The 16,653-nt window shown below is 43.7% G+C and carries 16 protein-coding genes; 6 read left to right on the forward strand and 10 right to left on the reverse strand.

The genetic code is table 11. The features are described 5' to 3' along the window. Positions 1-151 precede the first annotated feature (151 nt). Positions 152-1,516, reverse strand: coding sequence for a hypothetical protein (locus tag COV43_00180; protein ID PIR26837.1), 1,365 nt, complete (start codon positions 1,514-1,516; stop codon positions 152-154). Positions 1,517-1,725: 209 nt separating this feature from the next. Between COV43_00180 and COV43_00185 the strand changes: the two genes are divergently transcribed. Genes COV43_00185 through COV43_00195 form a run of 3 tightly spaced genes read left to right on the forward strand, consistent with a single transcriptional unit; the run spans position 1,726 to position 3,396 of the window. Continuing rightward, positions 1,726-2,649 carry a hypothetical protein gene (locus COV43_00185; GenBank protein ID PIR26838.1) on the forward strand — a complete coding sequence of 308 codons (924 nt, stop codon included), beginning with the start codon at positions 1,726-1,728 and terminating at the stop codon, positions 2,647-2,649. A gap of 43 nt (positions 2,650-2,692) precedes the next feature. Further along, positions 2,693-3,097, forward strand: a complete 405-nt coding sequence (locus COV43_00190) for a nucleotidyltransferase (protein PIR26839.1) — start codon at positions 2,693-2,695, stop codon at positions 3,095-3,097. A 32-nt stretch (positions 3,098-3,129) separates the two neighbouring features. After that, entirely contained in the window at positions 3,130-3,396 is a 267-nt protein-coding gene (locus COV43_00195) for a DNA polymerase III subunit beta (protein PIR26875.1), read from the forward strand. Between the two features lie 141 nt (positions 3,397-3,537). Here the strand turns inward: COV43_00195 and COV43_00200 are convergent, their stop codons facing one another. The 8 genes from COV43_00200 to COV43_00235 form a co-directional block, all read right to left on the reverse strand. Further along, positions 3,538-4,503 carry an electron transfer flavoprotein subunit alpha gene (locus COV43_00200; GenBank protein PIR26840.1) on the reverse strand — a complete coding sequence of 322 codons (966 nt, stop codon included), beginning with the start codon at positions 4,501-4,503 and terminating at the stop codon, positions 3,538-3,540. A gap of 238 nt (positions 4,504-4,741) precedes the next feature. Continuing rightward, positions 4,742-5,506 carry an electron transfer flavoprotein subunit beta gene (locus COV43_00205; protein ID PIR26841.1) on the reverse strand — a complete coding sequence of 255 codons (765 nt, stop codon included), beginning with the start codon at positions 5,504-5,506 and terminating at the stop codon, positions 4,742-4,744. A gap of 105 nt (positions 5,507-5,611) precedes the next feature. Continuing rightward, complete coding sequence (gene ccoG, locus COV43_00210) at positions 5,612-7,000, reverse strand: cytochrome c oxidase accessory protein CcoG (protein ID PIR26842.1); 1,389 nt, start codon at positions 6,998-7,000, stop codon at positions 5,612-5,614. Positions 7,001-7,006: 6 nt separating this feature from the next. Next, a complete protein-coding gene (locus tag COV43_00215) occupies positions 7,007-7,588 on the reverse strand; it encodes a hypothetical protein (protein PIR26843.1) in 582 nt (193 codons plus the stop codon). Between the two features lie 3 nt (positions 7,589-7,591). Continuing rightward, positions 7,592-7,765 carry a hypothetical protein gene (locus COV43_00220; protein PIR26844.1) on the reverse strand — a complete coding sequence of 58 codons (174 nt, stop codon included), beginning with the start codon at positions 7,763-7,765 and terminating at the stop codon, positions 7,592-7,594. Beyond that, entirely contained in the window at positions 7,762-10,053 is a 2,292-nt protein-coding gene (locus tag COV43_00225) for a cytochrome C oxidase Cbb3 (protein PIR26845.1), read from the reverse strand. The genes COV43_00220 and COV43_00225 overlap by 4 nt, the downstream gene beginning before the upstream one ends. Further along, positions 10,028-10,216 (reverse strand): cytochrome oxidase, encoded by a 189-nt coding sequence (locus COV43_00230; protein PIR26846.1) that lies wholly within the window; start codon positions 10,214-10,216, stop codon positions 10,028-10,030. Before COV43_00230 ends, COV43_00225 begins: the two co-directional genes overlap by 26 nt. Next, on the reverse strand, positions 10,213-12,510 hold the full coding sequence (locus COV43_00235) for a hypothetical protein (protein ID PIR26847.1): 2,298 nt from the start codon (positions 12,508-12,510) through the stop codon (positions 10,213-10,215). The genes COV43_00230 and COV43_00235 overlap by 4 nt, the downstream gene beginning before the upstream one ends. 85 nt (positions 12,511-12,595) lie before the next feature. Between COV43_00235 and COV43_00240 the strand changes: the two genes are divergently transcribed. From COV43_00240 to COV43_00250, 3 genes are all read left to right on the forward strand, one after another. Next, positions 12,596-13,258, forward strand: a complete 663-nt coding sequence (locus COV43_00240) for a hypothetical protein (GenBank protein ID PIR26848.1) — start codon at positions 12,596-12,598, stop codon at positions 13,256-13,258. Positions 13,259-13,268: 10 nt separating this feature from the next. Then, on the forward strand, positions 13,269-14,195 hold the full coding sequence (locus tag COV43_00245) for a hypothetical protein (protein ID PIR26849.1): 927 nt from the start codon (positions 13,269-13,271) through the stop codon (positions 14,193-14,195). A 75-nt stretch (positions 14,196-14,270) separates the two neighbouring features. Then, the gene (locus tag COV43_00250) at positions 14,271-15,149 is read left to right on the forward strand and encodes a hypothetical protein (GenBank protein PIR26850.1); all 879 of its coding nucleotides are present in this window, start codon (positions 14,271-14,273) and stop codon (positions 15,147-15,149) included. A gap of 46 nt (positions 15,150-15,195) precedes the next feature. Here the strand turns inward: COV43_00250 and COV43_00255 are convergent, their stop codons facing one another. Then, a complete protein-coding gene (locus tag COV43_00255; GenBank protein ID PIR26851.1) occupies positions 15,196-16,614 on the reverse strand; it encodes a hypothetical protein in 1,419 nt (472 codons plus the stop codon). Between the last annotated feature and the right edge of the window lie 39 nt (positions 16,615-16,653).

Raw genomic sequence — 16,653 nt, forward strand, 5'->3', positions numbered from 1 at the left:
TCATGCGTAAGATGATTGTGTGTTTAAATGCCATGTTAAAAAATAACATCGCATTTTATCCGCTTTCTGCTTGACCTTTAAGACGATAGATCCCCGCGTTCGCGAGGATGACAGTAAAAAACAAAGCCAGAGGATGACAAGGAGCACGACACTAAGGAACCAAACGGAAGGTGCGTGATTGTTCTAGAGGCACATCCAAACCTGTAGCCTCCAGTTTGCACTTAAAGGTAAATGAAGTGGAAGCATTGAACTCATTGCTTTCCGGCATGTGAAAATTGAAGTGGAAGGTTTTCTCTTCTTCGCCTGTGTCTAAGCTGCAATCACACATTGCGGGGTTTGAGCCAGGGTCACAATCTGCTGCGGGCAACGCTGATATCACATCAATTTTTGACTGAAAATCACAAGACAGTTCGCAGTTTTGCACTTTGCCTTTGCGCTGATTTTTAACCGTGATGTCCATATCAAAACGAGAACCCCAATCAACATCGCCATCAAACTGTTGGCTCATGCGAAGTTCCGGGGTGGCATCTACATTCACTTTAATCCCTTTGAGATCGTGCACGCCATCGGGGCAATCTGCTTTGGGAAGAAAATCGTAGCTTGTAGTACGTGGTGGAGCATTTCGATTTACCACAAAATAAAATTTTGTCTTACAAATATCAGCCTTCCCTGCTCTGCCTTCTCTGATAATGACGGGGTTTGAATTAAGAGAAAATTCGAAGTGACCAATGTCGGCATCAAAACTTCCAGTGTCCGCAGAGCTATGCACGGTGAGGAATTCCGACGGCACGAAAAAATCTTGCAGCGTACAATCGCAAGGATATGGAACCGAAACTTCGCATGACTGCAGCGGAGAAAGTTCACACGGCTCGCGCGAGCTCATGTGACTTATATCTCCCAAGAGATCGTAACCTAGACTGATGTCTTTTTTCACAGAACCTGCAAACCCTTTTTTGCGAATACAGTTTTCTGCAACAGGAGAAGTGTCTTCTGTTGAACTTGAAGAACTGTTCGCATTCGAAGTTGTGTTGTTTGAATTATTTTGCGTTGAAGAAGAATTATTATTCGAGTTGTTTTGGTTTGAAGAGTTTGTATTGGAGTTTGTATTTGAAGATGAGTTAGAGGACGAGCTTGATGATGAAGTATTCGATTCCTCTCCACCAAAACTGGGAACTTGTTTTGTGATCTGTTCGGCAGATATGTTCTTGGCCGTGGTTTCCGAAGGTGACGCCGAAAGCGTTTTCTTGTCTACCTCAATGCAGAACACACCCTTTTCGCCGGTGAATTGGTATTCGCCAGTTTTGTCAGAGATGAGCTCTTCAGCAAAGGTTTCGCCATCTTTTACAACGCTAAAACGCACAAACTGACCAGCCTCTTCGCCTGTATCCAAGCGGCCATTCTGGTTTTTGTCGTAATAAAAAGCCCCATTCACCTTTCCCGTGCAGGCAAAGCCAGCAAAAAGTGAAAGGATTACAGCAAGTTTCACAAAAGTATTTAGAAATGAAGGTAAAGTCATATGTCCAAATAGTACGTAATATTAGCTATTTACGCAAGCTCCTTTCTCAAAAACATTAAGGTTCCCGCCCCCACTCCTTTTATTATCGGCCGGAAGCAGGGGCAAAGTTGCATTAAAGACCAAGCTTTTTTGAAGCAAAAAACACACAACTTTTTTGAGCTTTTGCGATAAGAGAACAAGTACAACATTTCACTTTATGAGGAGTAGATATGAATATTGCAGCAACACCTATAACCTTGGGTACACAAATGACAACAGCTTCGTGTTTTATGAGGCTTCCGGCTAATTCTACCACGGATATTTTGAGAAAAGTTTTGGTCCGCCTAAATGATCAAAATATGACAACTTTTGCGTCTCCGCAGGGGATTAAACATCTACAAGATGAATTCAGGAGGAACTTATTTCCTATCTTTACTGGTAAAATGAAAGACCTCGCTCAATTGCCTAAACCTACCCAGAACATGTTAAAATGTCAGCTTCTTACGATAACAGAATCTGAAAATGGTGCACTTGATGTGAGTTCCCCACTCCCCGCTACGGTAGAGCTGGGGCTTGTTTCCGCAGCTGCTTGCATGGGATTGATTGATAGCTGCTTGGATCAAACTGCGAAAAAATTAGCTGAACTTACCGCATCACCTCTCTTAAAATGTCAGCGCGGAAGAGTTTTTGATTCAGATCAAACAGGAGGAGCAAATCACGCTCTTACTGCTTTCGTTTCTGGCCTTATTGCTGCTGGAGTTTTATTGTCGGGATACACTATAGCCACCGAACAATTCCCAGCGGAAACAAATGTTATCATGGGCGTGGCAAGTGCCATAACGGCCTGTGCGCTAGGTGCTGTTACCTATCGCCTTGAAGCTGCTGGGAGAAAAAAATTAAGCGACTATACTTACGTTCCACGGATAGACGCAGATGCTATAACTGCTGGAGCTTTAATTGAGCAGATTAAAACCGCATGGAGATACCAACTCCTTTTAGGAGAATTACGCTATCAAATCGAATGGGCAAAAAGTGAATTGTGGCATAATGAGCCCAGAGATCCTATAAGTGGCGCATTTTGGAATGTGCTTGTAGGCGGACTCACGCACGGCAAACGTCCTTACGAGTTACCTCAGTTTAACTTTGCTCCATAATTGTCTCTTGCAAAGATGCATTATCTCGTTTACGAGGGTGCGCATGAATCAAAAAGATATTCGGTGGAAACAGCGTTTTCAGAATTTTGAAAATGCTTTTTTTAATCTTGAAAATACTATAGCTATTTCAAACCCTTCCATTGCGGAAAGAGCTGGGCTTATTCAGTTTTTTGAAATTACGTTTGAGCTATCATGGAAAACGTTGAAAGATTATCTAGAGTCAGTCGGTTTTCAAACAGCAAGTCCACGCGAAACTTTGAAGCAGGCATTTCAAGAAGGCACCATTCAAAATGGTCACCTTTGGATAAAAGCTTTGGAAGACCGCAATCTTACCACGCACACTTATAATGAGGCTACTGCACAAAAAGTGGAAAAACTTATTCGTGAAGATTACTTTCCCTTGCTCAAACAACTTCACACCACCCTCAAAGGTAAACTCACGTCATGACAGTCGGTCTCAACTCTGAAGAGCTTCAACTCATGCACAATGTCTTTGTTCAGTTTTCAGATCTTGAAAAAGTAATTCTTTTTGGCTCGCGCGCCATGGGAAATTTCAAGCCAGGCTCTGATGTGGATTTGGTGCTGCTTGGTGAGCTAGACCACAGCACACTTCTTGAAGTAAAACATCAGCTTGAAGAAGAAATTCCACTCCCCTACTTTTTCGATGTCCTCTTAGAAAGTGAAATTAGTAACGAATCTCTCAAACAACATGTGAAAGAATGTGGACAAGTGATTTATAGGCGTTGAGGAAAAACAAGAATTGCTGGATCCCCTGCCCCTGCCTGCCGGCAGGCAAACCTGCTCAAGCCAGAGGATGACAAATCTAGATCCAGATTGCTTCAGCACAAAACACTTCGCAATGACGAATCAAAATTTTCTTCCTCGCTACTACTCACTCATCAATCCCTGAAACGCTTTTGTTAATTCTGGAACCACTTCGAACATGTCGGCTACGATACCATAATCTGCGTGTTGGAAAATGGGGGCGTCGGCATCTTTGTTGATGGCTACTACAATTTTGCTGGTGCGCATGCCGGCAAAATGTTGGATGGCTCCAGAAATACCGCACGCGATGTAGAGGCTTGGGTTTACGGTTTTTCCGGTTTGTCCCACTTGGTGATCGTGGCCAATGTAGCCTGCATCAACGGCTGCGCGCGATGCACCAACACTTGCGTGCAAGGCTTTTGCACAATCGTAAATCATTTTAAAGTTATCTGCATTTCCGATTGATCTTCCAGCTGAAATAATTTTGTCTGCTTCAGTTAAATCCATCACACCTGCTTCAGACTCTTCTATTTTTACCAGCTCACTTCGCGAAGCAACAGCTACAGGTGCAAAGGCAACTACATCAGCTGTTACAGCTTGGGCTTTTAGGGGAAATGTATTTGGACGCAAGGTTGCCATTTGGATTTTGCTTTCCAAGCTTACATCTACAATGGCTTTGCCTGCAAAAATAGGACGCTTTGCTTTTAATTTTCCGCCGTCGCAGTCGATGGCGATGCAATCGGTGGCTAATCCAGCATTGGCCTTCATTGCAGCCCGGCCTAAAATATCTTTTCCGAATGGGCTTGCACTTCCCAACACACACGTTGCCGACTGCTCTTGCATCACTTGCACAAGCGCTGCGGAATACTGCTCGCTGTTGAAAGCTGAAAGTGAAGATGCTGCGAAGATTTTTTTCACGCCATATTGTTCAAGTTCGGCTTTTGTGTTTTCTGCACCTTCGCCAAAGCTAAGAGCAATCAAGTCTAAGTTGCACTTGCCCGCAAGTTCAGCTGCCTTGCTGGCAAGCTCGAGGCTGTATTTTTTTACTTTTCCATTTGTATGTTCAACTAGAATTAAAAGTGCACTCATTATTTCTCCCTTTATTTCAATATTTATTTGTCATTGCGAACCGATGTTTTGGTGAAGCAATCTTAATTCTCTTGTCATCCTCGAATACTCATCAAACTGTCATCTCCGAATGTGTTAGTCGGAGATCCAGCAATTCAATTCCAATTTAAAACCCCTGGATTCCCGACAAGTTCATTCGGGAATGACAAAGAGGAGATTGCCACTCCGCCAGAGGCGGATCGCAATGACATTAAAACCTCTAAATCACTTTTGCATCTTCTCTTAAACACCTTGCTAACTCTTTCGCTGCGGTGGCCGCATCGCCTTCGATGATTTTGTGCAAGCGTTCTTGTTTGGGCAATGACACTGAAGTGTTTTTTAGCTCCACTGTTTTTCCTGCTAGCACATCAGCAAGATTTTTTTCTGCAAGTGGCTTGGATTTCGCCTTCATAATGCCTGGAAGTGAAGCATAGCGCGGATCTTTGGGGCCTTTATCGCAGCCAATTACTGCAGGCAGTGTTACTTTGTGCACTTCAGTTTTTCCACCGGGAATTGGGCGCTTTGCAGTCACAAAGCCTTCGCCAAGTTCAAGGTGCTCAACAGGCGACACATGAGGCCATCCCAAAAATTCTGCAACGCCAAGATGCACTTGGCCGCAATCATCGTCTACAGCTTGTTTTCCCGCGAAGATGATGTTGAATGATTCCTCTTTGGCAACGGCTGCAAGCGCTGTTGCTGTGGTGAAGGGATCAAGCTCTGCGCCTTCACTTTTGATGTGAATAGCGCGGTCTGCCCCCATGGCCAAACCTTGACGAAGCGCTTCAACCACTCTTGCTGGACCACAGCTTATCAATACTACTTCTGTGGCTTTGCCAGCATCTTTCAGCTTTAGGGCTTCTTCAATTCCAAATTCATCGTAAGGGCTCACTACCCATTTAAAGCCTGATTCATCAATTTTTCCATCGGACACTACAATCTTGCTCGCAGTATCGGGAACTTGTTTTATAAGCACGCCAACTTTCATAACAACTCCTCTATCTATAGTGATGTAAACCATTGAACTAGCTGCGACTACATAGCCGAGTGAAAATTTGATTCAAGGAAAAACAGCACCAGCAATGCTTGGCACTTATCTTTGTGCTGATGGGCCTAAGAAAAGGACTTCAGAACGCAGTTCTCGTTGTTGCTTGTTTTCTTTTACTTTCACGGTAAATGAAAATTCATGTGAAAAATGTTTGGCAGGCATTTCTACAAAAAAAGGAACCTGTTTATCTTCTAAACTTTTTAGAGAAATGCTTGTAATTGGCAAAAGCACATTTACTTCTTGCGGAGCTTCAACAGAAAGGAAAAAATTATTTTCCTCCCCTCCTTTGTTGGCGATATGCACTATAAACTGATTTCGAATATTTCCTTCACTTGTGAGCACATATGGCGCCTGCCCTAAAGCGCGCAGCGTATTTGCTTCGAAGGGTTTTCGCATCGTGACAAAAAAAGAAAAAACAGCAACACCGAGAAAAAAGAAAAAATTATAGAGCAAAAGCCGCGGCCTTATAATGCGTCGCGTTTTTTTCAACAACCCATTGAGTGAATCATAGCGAATCAAACCTGGAGCTTGTCCAATTTTGATCATAATTTCATTGCACGCATCGATGCAATTGGCGCAGCCAACACATTCAAGCTGCATTCCTTCGCGAATATCAATGCCAGTTGGGCAAACATCCACACAACGATGGCAATTGATACATGCTCCGCGTGCGGGATCATTCTTTTTTCCTCTGGGCTCACCTCGTAAATAATCGTAGCCAATTACCAAGGTGTCATCATCGGCTAACGCAGACTGGATACGGCCATACGGGCAAACGATTAAACAGAGCTGTTCTCGAAACCATGCAAAGTGTAGGTAAATAATGCCCGTCATTACCATCATCCACACAAACACTGGCCAATGTTCATACGGGCTTTGCTGCATGTAGTTCCACAAAATGGGAAGTGAAATAAAATAGCTCAAAAAAATATGCGTGATGACAAGGGCACAAAGAAAAAAGAGAAAATGTTTAACGGAAAACAAAAAGAGTTTTTTAATGTTCCAAGGAGCTTTTTCCAAAGCAAGCTGCGCCGACCGTGGACCTTCTATCCAGCGCTCAATTCTTCTGAAAACTCCTTCCAAAAAAACAGTGTGCGGGCAAGCCCAGCCGCACCACAACCTTCCTGCAACTGCAGCAAGATAAAAAAGAGAAAAGGCAATGCCGGTCACAACAAAAAAAACCAGATAAAAATCTTGGGCATTAAACGTAAGCCCAAAAAGAAAAAACTTTCGGTGGGTAACGTCAATGAAAACAAGTGGATTCTCACCAATTTTTATCCACGGCAAAGCTGCATAAATAAAGATGAGGAGAAGGAAGACAAGTTTTTTCCAACGCTGAAAAATTCCTTTTACATCGGCAATACGAATCTTAATTCGTTTTCCGTCGGTACGAATTGATGATGGCCGTTGATGAAGATCATTGGAATTTTCCATAGTATTTTATTTTGCTGGTATTACAAGTTCCCCCTGCGGCCCTATTGCATCCTTTGGCTGTGTTCCTCGTAAAGATAGTACGTAGGCAACAAGCTCTTCTATTTTTTCACGTGAGAGCACACCCTTCCATGCCAACATTCCTTTTTCAACAACGCCATTTTGAATTACAGCAAAAATATCTTGAACGCCAGCACCATGAATCCAATAGTCATCGGTAAGATTTGGGCCAATGCCACCACCCGCTTCAGGGCCATGACATGCAATACAATTTTGCTGAAAAACTTGCTTAGCCTCATCCATTTCATGAGCGTCAGCCTGAATTTTTTCTACCGCCGCAAGATCAAACAGCACTTCACTTTCTGCACTCTTTTCTTTGGCTTCTGACGCTTGAATACCCAGAACATCGTTGTAAGCTTCAACTTGAGATTTTCCAATGTCAAATACTTGATAGTAAAACCAATATCCCAATCCAAAAATGACGGTGAGAATAAAAGTGCCTACCCACCAACGTGGAAGCTTGTTGTCGTATTCTTGAATGCCATCGTAAGAGTGTTTTTTTACCACATCTTTTTGATTGTCGTTTGTCATGTGCTACTCCTTATCTTCATCATCTTGGAGAGGAAGTTGGGAAATTTTTTCGTATTTCTTTTTCTTTTTTTTGCGAAAGATCAAAACAATCGCAACTACAAAAAGGGTGACAAACAAAATCAAAACAGCAACAGAGCTTCCTTCCATGCCAAGTAGTTTTAGAAATTCTTGTTTCATGGTTGCTCCTTCGAGAATTGTTTGTGATCTTTTCCAATTTTTTGAAGATATGCAATCATCGCCAACAATTCACTCTCACTGGAAGTCCTTATCCCTTGCGCTTTTAAGCCTTGTGCAATTTTTTTGGCCTGATCTTTTGCATTGATTGGAGCAAGGTAAATATCTGCATCAGTATAAGGCACTCCAAGTTGCTTCATCACTTTCACGCGATGAGAAAGAGTATCGAAGTCAACGTTAGTTTTTTCAAGAAATGCATACGAAGGCATGAGCGAACCTTGTGATGTAGAGCGAGGATCTACAAGATGCTTGTAGTGCCAGAGATCTGGATATTTTCCACCAACGCGTTGTAAATCTGGGCCCGTGCGTTTTGAACCCCATTGAAAAGGATGATCGTACATCGATTCCCATGCTTCGGAATATGGACCATAACGCATTGTCTCGGAAACAAGCGGACGCACCATTTGCGTATGGCAATTGTAGCACCCTTCGCGCACATAAATATCACGGCCCACCAATTCAAGCGGCGTGTAAGGCGTTGCTGCATGCTGAAACGATAAAGCATCTTTGCTCATAAGTGGCGGAATAATTTCAGCTGCTCCACCAATGAGAATGGCAACAAGCACAAGCGATGCAAACAGAAAGGGTTTCCCTTCAAGAGCCTCATGCCATGATTTTCCGCCTGGCCTGTCTATTTTTTTACTCACCATAATTACTGCAGCTACAATCAACACCGCAAAAGCAAAGAGCACTAAAAACGATTGCACAATACTTTTACTGGCAAGCAAAAACAAAAGCGCAAGCCCCACCACAACAAGACAAAACGTTGGACTCATCAGCAAACGCTTTGTGCTCACTTCCTCTTGTTTTTCTTCAACAATGACATGCACCACTCCATCTACTGCCCGTCCGGAAAGTGCCGTACGCACTAGGTTGTAGGCCATGAGAATAAAAGTGAGGAGAAAAAGTGAACCTCCAACAATGCGAAGATAATACATATTGTGAGAAGCGATAATCGATTCCAAAAAGTTTGGATACGTTAAGGTTCCATCGGCAGAAAGCGCTCTCCACATCAAGCCTTGAGTAAGTCCACTTGCATACATGGCGGCAACGTAAAGCAAGATGCCAATGAGCCCCACCCAAAAATGGAAGTCTGCCATCTTTTTCGAATACAACTTGGTGTCGAAGAGTCTTGGGATAAGCCAGTAAAACATTCCCGCTGCCATAAAACCATTCCAACCAAGCGCTCCAGCATGAACGTGAGCAATAATCCAATCGGTAGAATGCGCCAGCGCATTGATGGACTTGATGGAAAGCATAGGCCCTTCAAAGGTGGACATTCCATAAAACGTGATGCCTGCTGCCAAAAATTTCACCACAGGATCGGTGCGGAGCTTATCCCACGCACCTCTAAGCGTGAGCAAACCGTTGATCATACCACCCCAGCTTGGAGCCCAAAGAGCAACGCTAAATACCATCCCTAAAGTTTGAGCCCAGTCGGGAAGTGCAGTGTACAAGAGGTGATGCGGCCCGGCCCAAATGTACAAAAACACTAAAGCCCAAAAGTGAATGATGGAAAGCCGATAAGAGTAGACGGGTTTTTCAACTGCCTTGGGCATGAAGTAATACATAATTCCCAAAATGGGCGTAGTGAGAAAAAATGCCACAGCGTTGTGACCATACCACCACTGCACCAACGCATCTTGAGCTCCAGAAAAAATGGAGTACGACTTAAAAAAATCGAGGGGAAGACTTAAACTGTTTACAATGTGAAGCACCGCGACGGTAATAATCGTGGCAATGTAAAACCAAATTGAAACATAAATATTTTTTTCATTTCGTTTTTTGAAGGTCCAAAAAAAGTTAATGGCGAAAACAACCCACACTACAGCAATGGCAATATCAATGGGCCATTCAAGCTCTGCATATTCCTTCCCTTGGGTGATGCCCATTGGGAGCGTGATTGCGGCTGCTACAATAATAAGCTGCCATCCCCAAAAATGAATTTTGCTTAAAAGATCGGAGGCCATTCTGGTTTTAAGTAAGCGTTGAGTGGAATAATAAATTCCCGCAAAAAGCATGTTGCCCACAAAAGCAAAAATAACGGCATTGGTATGCAACGGACGAAGCCTTCCAAAGCTCAACCACGATGTATCAAAGTTGGCTTGCCAAAACGCCAGCTGAGCCGCAACAAGCACGCCAACAAGCATGCCCACAATTCCAAACAGAATGGAGGCAAAAATAAAATACCGCGTTACACTGTCGTTATAAACTATCTTCGTTTCTCTCATGGGTATTTTCTTCCTTTCCCTGATATAATTCGTCATCTAGTGGCATAAGCGACAGTTCATCACTATGATCTAAATCATGATTTCTGCCTGAGTAAACAAAAAGAAGCACCGCTCCCAAAACAAGCACAAAAGAAATAAACAAGAGCAAAACGATGATGTTCATATTTTCCTCTTCATCTTAGAAAAACTAAGGGCAATAACCAAGAGTGAGCTTGTAGGCATTAGCACCGCACACAAGAGCGGATTCATAAGCCCTGCAAGGGCCAGCCCTACTGCTATTAGATTGTAAACCGCCGCGAAAAAAAGATTGAAGCGAAGCACTGCGTAAAAACGTTTCGCAATATCAAACATTTTTGGCAACCATGCCAAGGAACCTGAAAGAAAAAAGAAATCTGAATCCTCCAGTAAAAAAGTTTTTTCGCCCAACGGAGTTGTGGAAAGAAAAGCATTCGCAAAAGCTTGCCTATCGTTTAAGCCATCTCCCAAGAAAAGTGGGTACGTGCCTGCAAGTTGTGAAACAAAAGCCGCCTTTTCTTCTGGCTTTTGCTCACCGAAAGCATGTTGTTGTGAAATGCCCAGAGTACTTGCCATATGCTGAACTCGATTTTGCTTGTCTCCGCTCAGTAAAAAAACTTCGTATCCTTGTGATTGAAGTGCTGAAAATGATTGTGCCGCATCTTGTAAAACATCTTCTTCAAAAAGAAATTGGGCCCTAACCTTGTCATCAATACAAAAATCAACTTGGTATGAAAAATTTGTTTGCGCTTGTGATCGGCCTAAAAAATATTTTTTCCCTTTTTCAAAAATGAGAATACCCTCTCCAACCCGCTCCTCTACTGCTTTATCTGCCCATGGAAGTTTTTTGAGGGAGAGATAATGGTACAAAGCCCTGCTTGCAGGATGCCTACTTTTTGAAACCATGTGGTACAACACAGCCTGGTCTTCACTGCTTAACGATTCAAGTTTTTCCGGATTGAGCAGATACAAATCACTCAACGTAAGTGTGCCCGTTTTATCACAAACCACACTTTTTACCTTGTGAAGGTTTTCAAGCAGATCATTTCTACGAACGAAAACACCTTCCGCAATCAGACGTTGGTTGGCAATACTTCTCGCCAAAGGAATGGCAATGCCAAGGCTGCAAGGACAAGTGACCACCAAAATGGAAATCATCACCGGAAGCATAAGGGCTGCATCAAGAAAAAACCACAGTACCCCTCCAAGGCTTGCAGCCACCAACACAAAAAGTACGTAGTATTTACTCACCACTTGCCAAAGGGCAGAAAGCTCTTCTTCTTTTTCTTGCTTAAAAAAAGTTTTCCAAAACTGTGCATCATAGCTTGAACATGCAGCCACTTTTGCGGCTTTAGCGCTGAGCAAAATACTTCCTGCTTCAATCAATTCACCCGGAGAAACAAGCACAGCTTCACTTTCCCCAGTTCTGAAACTTTTGTTTATCTCAACCGCTTCCTCTCCGCACAGCGAACATTGAACGGGAAAAACATCTCCCGTTTGAAGAAGTAGAAGATCGCCTGCAACAAGCGTGTTCACACTGACCTCGCACAATTGTGTTCCTTCAATCTTTTTCACTTTTTCTGCAAAGTCATACTGCTCATTCAAAACGCGTGATCGATTTTTTGCCACAAAACGATGCTGAAGATATCGGCCCACCAGCATAAGGGCGATAAAAATATTGAGCGTATCAAAATAGAGTGCAGAATAGTGATGCTGCCAGGAAGCATAGATGGAACCTGAAAATGCCGCCACGATACCAAGCGCAATGGGTAAATCGAAGTGAAGAACGCGATGCTTTAGCGCCAAGAAAGCTCGCGAAATAAAATATGTTCCGCCCACAAAAAAGGAAACAAACGAAAGAAAAAAGTTGAGTTTTGAAAAAAGCGAAAACAACAACGCTTCATTTTGGTTGAGGCCAAGATAAAATGAGATGGTCAGAAACATCGTGTTCATCGCTATGGCAAGGCAGATCCCCATACGAAGCAAGATCGATTGATCTCCAGATCTTTCTCTCTCTTGAAGTGGAGCCGTGCGATAACCAAACTCTTGCAAACGCAGCAGAAATGCCGTCACATCAACTTTTTCTGGAAGGAAGCGAAGGTGCAGCTCTCCTAACGAACTATCAACTTTCACCTGAAGATGCGCAAACTGTTTGGCCAGCTCTTTTATCAGCCACACACATGCTGCACATTGAATGCCTTCAAGCGAAAGGTGAAGTGAACCTGTTTTGAAACCATCCTGCTCTTGGAGCCAATCGAAATTTCTCTTCCGGGAAAAATAATGCACGAGCGGCAACGTTTTTTCATCCTTCAGCTTGTAAAAGCGCTGCAAGCCTGCATCGTGCAGCAGCGTATACACCGCTTCACAGCCAGCACAACAAAACTGGCTGACACTTCGCCTGGCAGGGATAGCTTGTGAGCAATGTAAACAAGGTGCTGGCATATTTTGGGGGAACCTATAGTTTTTTCTCTTTTGAACTATGATCTAAATCATAGTAAGCAAAGAAAAAAGAAGCCAAAGAAGAAAAATGAACGAACTCTGCCACCACATCAGCACCAACATTCCACTCACTCTCTTCGCCTTTTTTCTTTTAGGGCTTGGAGGAAGCCTGCACTGCTTGGGCATGTGTGGGCCGTTATCAGCTTTGTTTATTGGGCCACAGCAAAACAGAAACACCTTCATCTTGGCTAGCTATCATTTTGCACGCCTCTTAAGCTATGCACTTGCAGGTGCTGTGCTGAATGTTTTTGGCCAAGGCTTGCAGCAGTTTTTTGTGCATCTCCCACTCAAGTGGCTTGTTGTTATTCCCCTTGCCCTTTACGCTTTTGGCCTTCAGCTGAAAGCGCCGCGCTTTGTATCACGTCTGCAACTTTCGCTTTTGAAGCATCCATTGTTTGCTTCCGCTCAAGCAAGGGCAATGCTGCTTGGAAGTTTCTCGCCGCTTCTTCCCTGCGGCTTGCTGTATGCCGCGCTGGCAAGCTCACTTCTGGCAAGTTCTGCACTTCAAGCTGCTATACTCATGGCAAGTTTTGCCTTGGGCACCATTCCCTTGCTTGCCCTTGGACAAGCTGGCCAATATTCTCTTCACAAAAAACTTGATCCCCACAAATACAGATTGGGCTTGCGTTTGGCGGCAGTCTTTGCTATCGGCGTTCTACTTGGTTTGGGGAGATTATTGCCTGGTTTTTAGTTAAAAAAATATGAGCAACTTCTTCAGCGTCCACAATCTCATTCACAGAGATACAGCTTTCACGCCTGGCATTGCACTTAGTCATGCTCTTCACTTGCGCAGTCACCTTGCGGGTGAGCGAATACTTTCTCCCACGTCTCTTAAAGCAAGAGCTCAGCCAATCACTCGTTTGTTTGAAAAAATGGGGAGGCCAGATTGGCTGAATGAAGACCACTTTTACCTGCTTCACAGTCAATCACCAGAAGAGCGTGCTCACTTTTTCACTAATAATGTTGCAAGGGTTTTAAGGCCTCTCTTTGACAAAGCTTTAGTCGATAGTGTTGCAGGAGCATTTCATCCCAATGCTGAAACTTTTTTGAAGCAGCAAAAAAGAATAGCTATCCCCTTTGATCTGCTTGCCCAGTCTATCCAAGCGGGGCTTATTACGTTAGCAGGCGCAGTGACGTTTCTCACCGGAACTTTGCAGCATATTGATCATTTAGCACATCTTCAACGTGAGCAAGCGAGGCCAAAGTTCGAGCCCGTTCAATCTCTATGCGTTGTGGGAATGGCAGCAGGTATAAACTTTATTGCGGAAGGCGCAGCTTGGCTTTACTTGCTTTCTCCACTTGCTGCTTTGCTTGGTTGCGATTTTCTCCCTCGCCTGGTTTTTTCTCACTTCCTTTCACAACATCTCAAGCTTGATGAACCTGTGAGGAGCATACAAACCAAAGCTCACACAACACTTACTCAACTACGGGAACTCCATGGGGAGGGAACTCTGTCTGGTTATTTTCCACAACAAGCACTCATTCCTACCTTACAGATAACGGCTAAAGGAGACATACCACTCCTTTCCATTTCACCTGAGGTTCATCAGGGCTATGTTCCTTTTCACCATGGCCCTCTCGTATATGGCGGACTTTATCTTAAACAAGCACAAGCCCCGGAAAGCTAGATTCTGCTTGATTTAGCTGTGTCTTATCATTATGCACACCCACCTTTAATAAAGAAATAAAGGACGTAAGCGAAGATGGCGGTTCAAGCATTTCACTATCCACGGTTCAATGCCACTCAGGTTCTTCCTCATTTATGTGTGGGTGATACTCTAAAAGATGCGCTTGCGTTTAGACGCAAGACGCTCGAAGCCATTCAAGGAAGACGCCCCTTCGATCTTGCAGAACGGCTCAATCCACTTGCATCGCTCTTTGCCAAAATGGGGCAGCCAGGATGGCTTACCCTTCCCAACACGCTAGAGCATATGGATACCCCAGCAAGCTTTGAGCGTTTTTTTGCCACTCGCGTTGCAAGACCACTTCAGCCTGTTTTGCATCGAGCTCTTATACGAGAAGTGAGCGGCATCATGCCCCGTATCACTGATGGTTTTATTGATTTTCTCCACTCAACAAACATAACTCCCAAACGTCTTGCAGCTGCAGAGCAAGCTGGGCTTCTTTCTGAAGTGGGAGCAAATCTTTTTCTTCGAGGTGTGCATCGAAGATTTTGTTTCGCTGCAAAATCAGAATTGCTGTATCGCTACCTTCTCGGCGGAATGGTTGGTGCTGCTGCGGGTTATGGCAGTAAAGATCTTTTGAAAACAACTGCCATTGCCAGCTTTCCCACTTCATATTTTGTGCTAGCGCTAGCCATCACCATTTCTTTGGGTTTGGCACAAGTGCAAAGAGCTCCCAAAACATTTTTTCATAGCCTTCCCCCAAAGGAAAAAAAGTTCGTATTAGCTTTTCTAAAAGCAGCCAGAGAAAGTGATATGAATCTTCTTCCACAAAAATGGTTTATGGAGCGGCGCAGTCATTGGAGCTTATATGCATTTCCACATCCAGATCTCTCTAGAGACCCAAAGAAAAATGAACCCATAGTTGAAGGTGGATTGTATTTGATAGAAGGGTCGTGATGTTCCTTTTGACCAGAAAGTGCCTGGCACTTTTTTGATCTTTTGCCTAAATAATCGCCACACCATCGCAGTTTTGCGTTGGCTTTACATCAAGAGCGTCAAGCACGGTGGGGAAAAGATCTGCGCTTCTGGCATGCTTCCGTTCAAAGGTAGTATTGCAGAGCATTACGCAACGCATGTGCTCCCAGTGAAGTGAACCGTGTGAGCCGTGATGTTCTGGGTGTTCAAACTTTAAACGTAAATCATAGCCAGACTTTGCACTCACAATTAAATCACCTGCTCTCGGCGAACGCAGTAATTGCGCTAGTTGCAGCGGAGCATCTGGATATTCACTGTCGATGGTGCGCTCAAAGCTTTCGGCAAAACTCATCTTTTGTGGAAGTGCATCGTAGCCGAAAGGATCTGCATTTACCACTTGATAGCAAATCTTATCGCCTTCTTCTTTTACTTTTGCCTCGCCACGCTTGCTGAGAATATCAAAACCACCTTCGTTATTTCTGATAGCCACTATATCAACTGCCTCTTGTGCCAAAAAATCTTTCAGTAAATCTGGAGACATTTTTCTCAGCTCTTCTTGCGTGGTAATACGCTGCCAACCATCGTGATTGCGAAATGAAACATTGCTCATACCATTTCCAGAAACCATGCTAGCAGCTCTGGCATTGAATCTTCGGTGAATGAGGGGATAATAAAAAGTTGGAAAATCTCGTTCTTCCAAAAAAGTGTTAATACAAAAGTGATGATCGGTTTTGGAAAGTCCATGATCAGAGACAATCCACAATTGCGTATTATCCCATTCATTTTTTTTCTTCAACTCCGCTACAATTTCGCCAATGGATTCATCCAAGAACTTGTAGCTGTCTAAAGTGGCCTCGTGCTTTGGCCCCGCCAAGTGGCCATATTCGTCAATGCCGGGATACACCACAAACAAAAAACGCAAATCGGGAATACGAAGTGCATTCATCGTTTTTTCATGCGCTGCTTTGTCGGCAAAAGTCCAGTGGTCGGTAAGATGCGCGTAATACCAATACCAAATGCGAGAAAGTTTAGTGAGATTTCGATTTCCAAAACGCGGCGTCACCGCATTAAAAATATTGTAGGCTTCGGGGATAAGATCAAACAAGGTGTCTGTTCCCGCCTTGATATCTTTGCCCATGAAGTAGCTTTCTAAACCAACATAACTCCTGTGACCATCTGGCCAGCCAAAGCCTTTGGCGAAAGCTTTTTTATCGAACCATCTTATCCCCGGCATGTTTGCCGTACCGGCGAAATTTCCGGTGAGAAATGGAAGATAAGCTGGACCTGTTGTGGAAGGAAAAGTGGTGGTGGCCTTAAAGTCAGTACCAGCCTGAATCAGGTGTTCGGTAATGTAAGGAAGTTTTCCAAGCGCAGAAAGCTCTTGAATCACGTCTGGCCTTGCACCATCGGCAAGAATGACAATTACTTTTTTGTAGTTTTTTTTCATTTTGAATTTTATTTTCGTTGTTTTAGGGCGTGTTGACAA

The sequence above is a fragment of the Deltaproteobacteria bacterium CG11_big_fil_rev_8_21_14_0_20_42_23 genome (assembly GCA_002796345.1).
Taxonomy (GTDB): domain Bacteria; phylum UBA10199; class UBA10199; order 2-02-FULL-44-16; family 2-02-FULL-44-16; genus 1-14-0-20-42-23.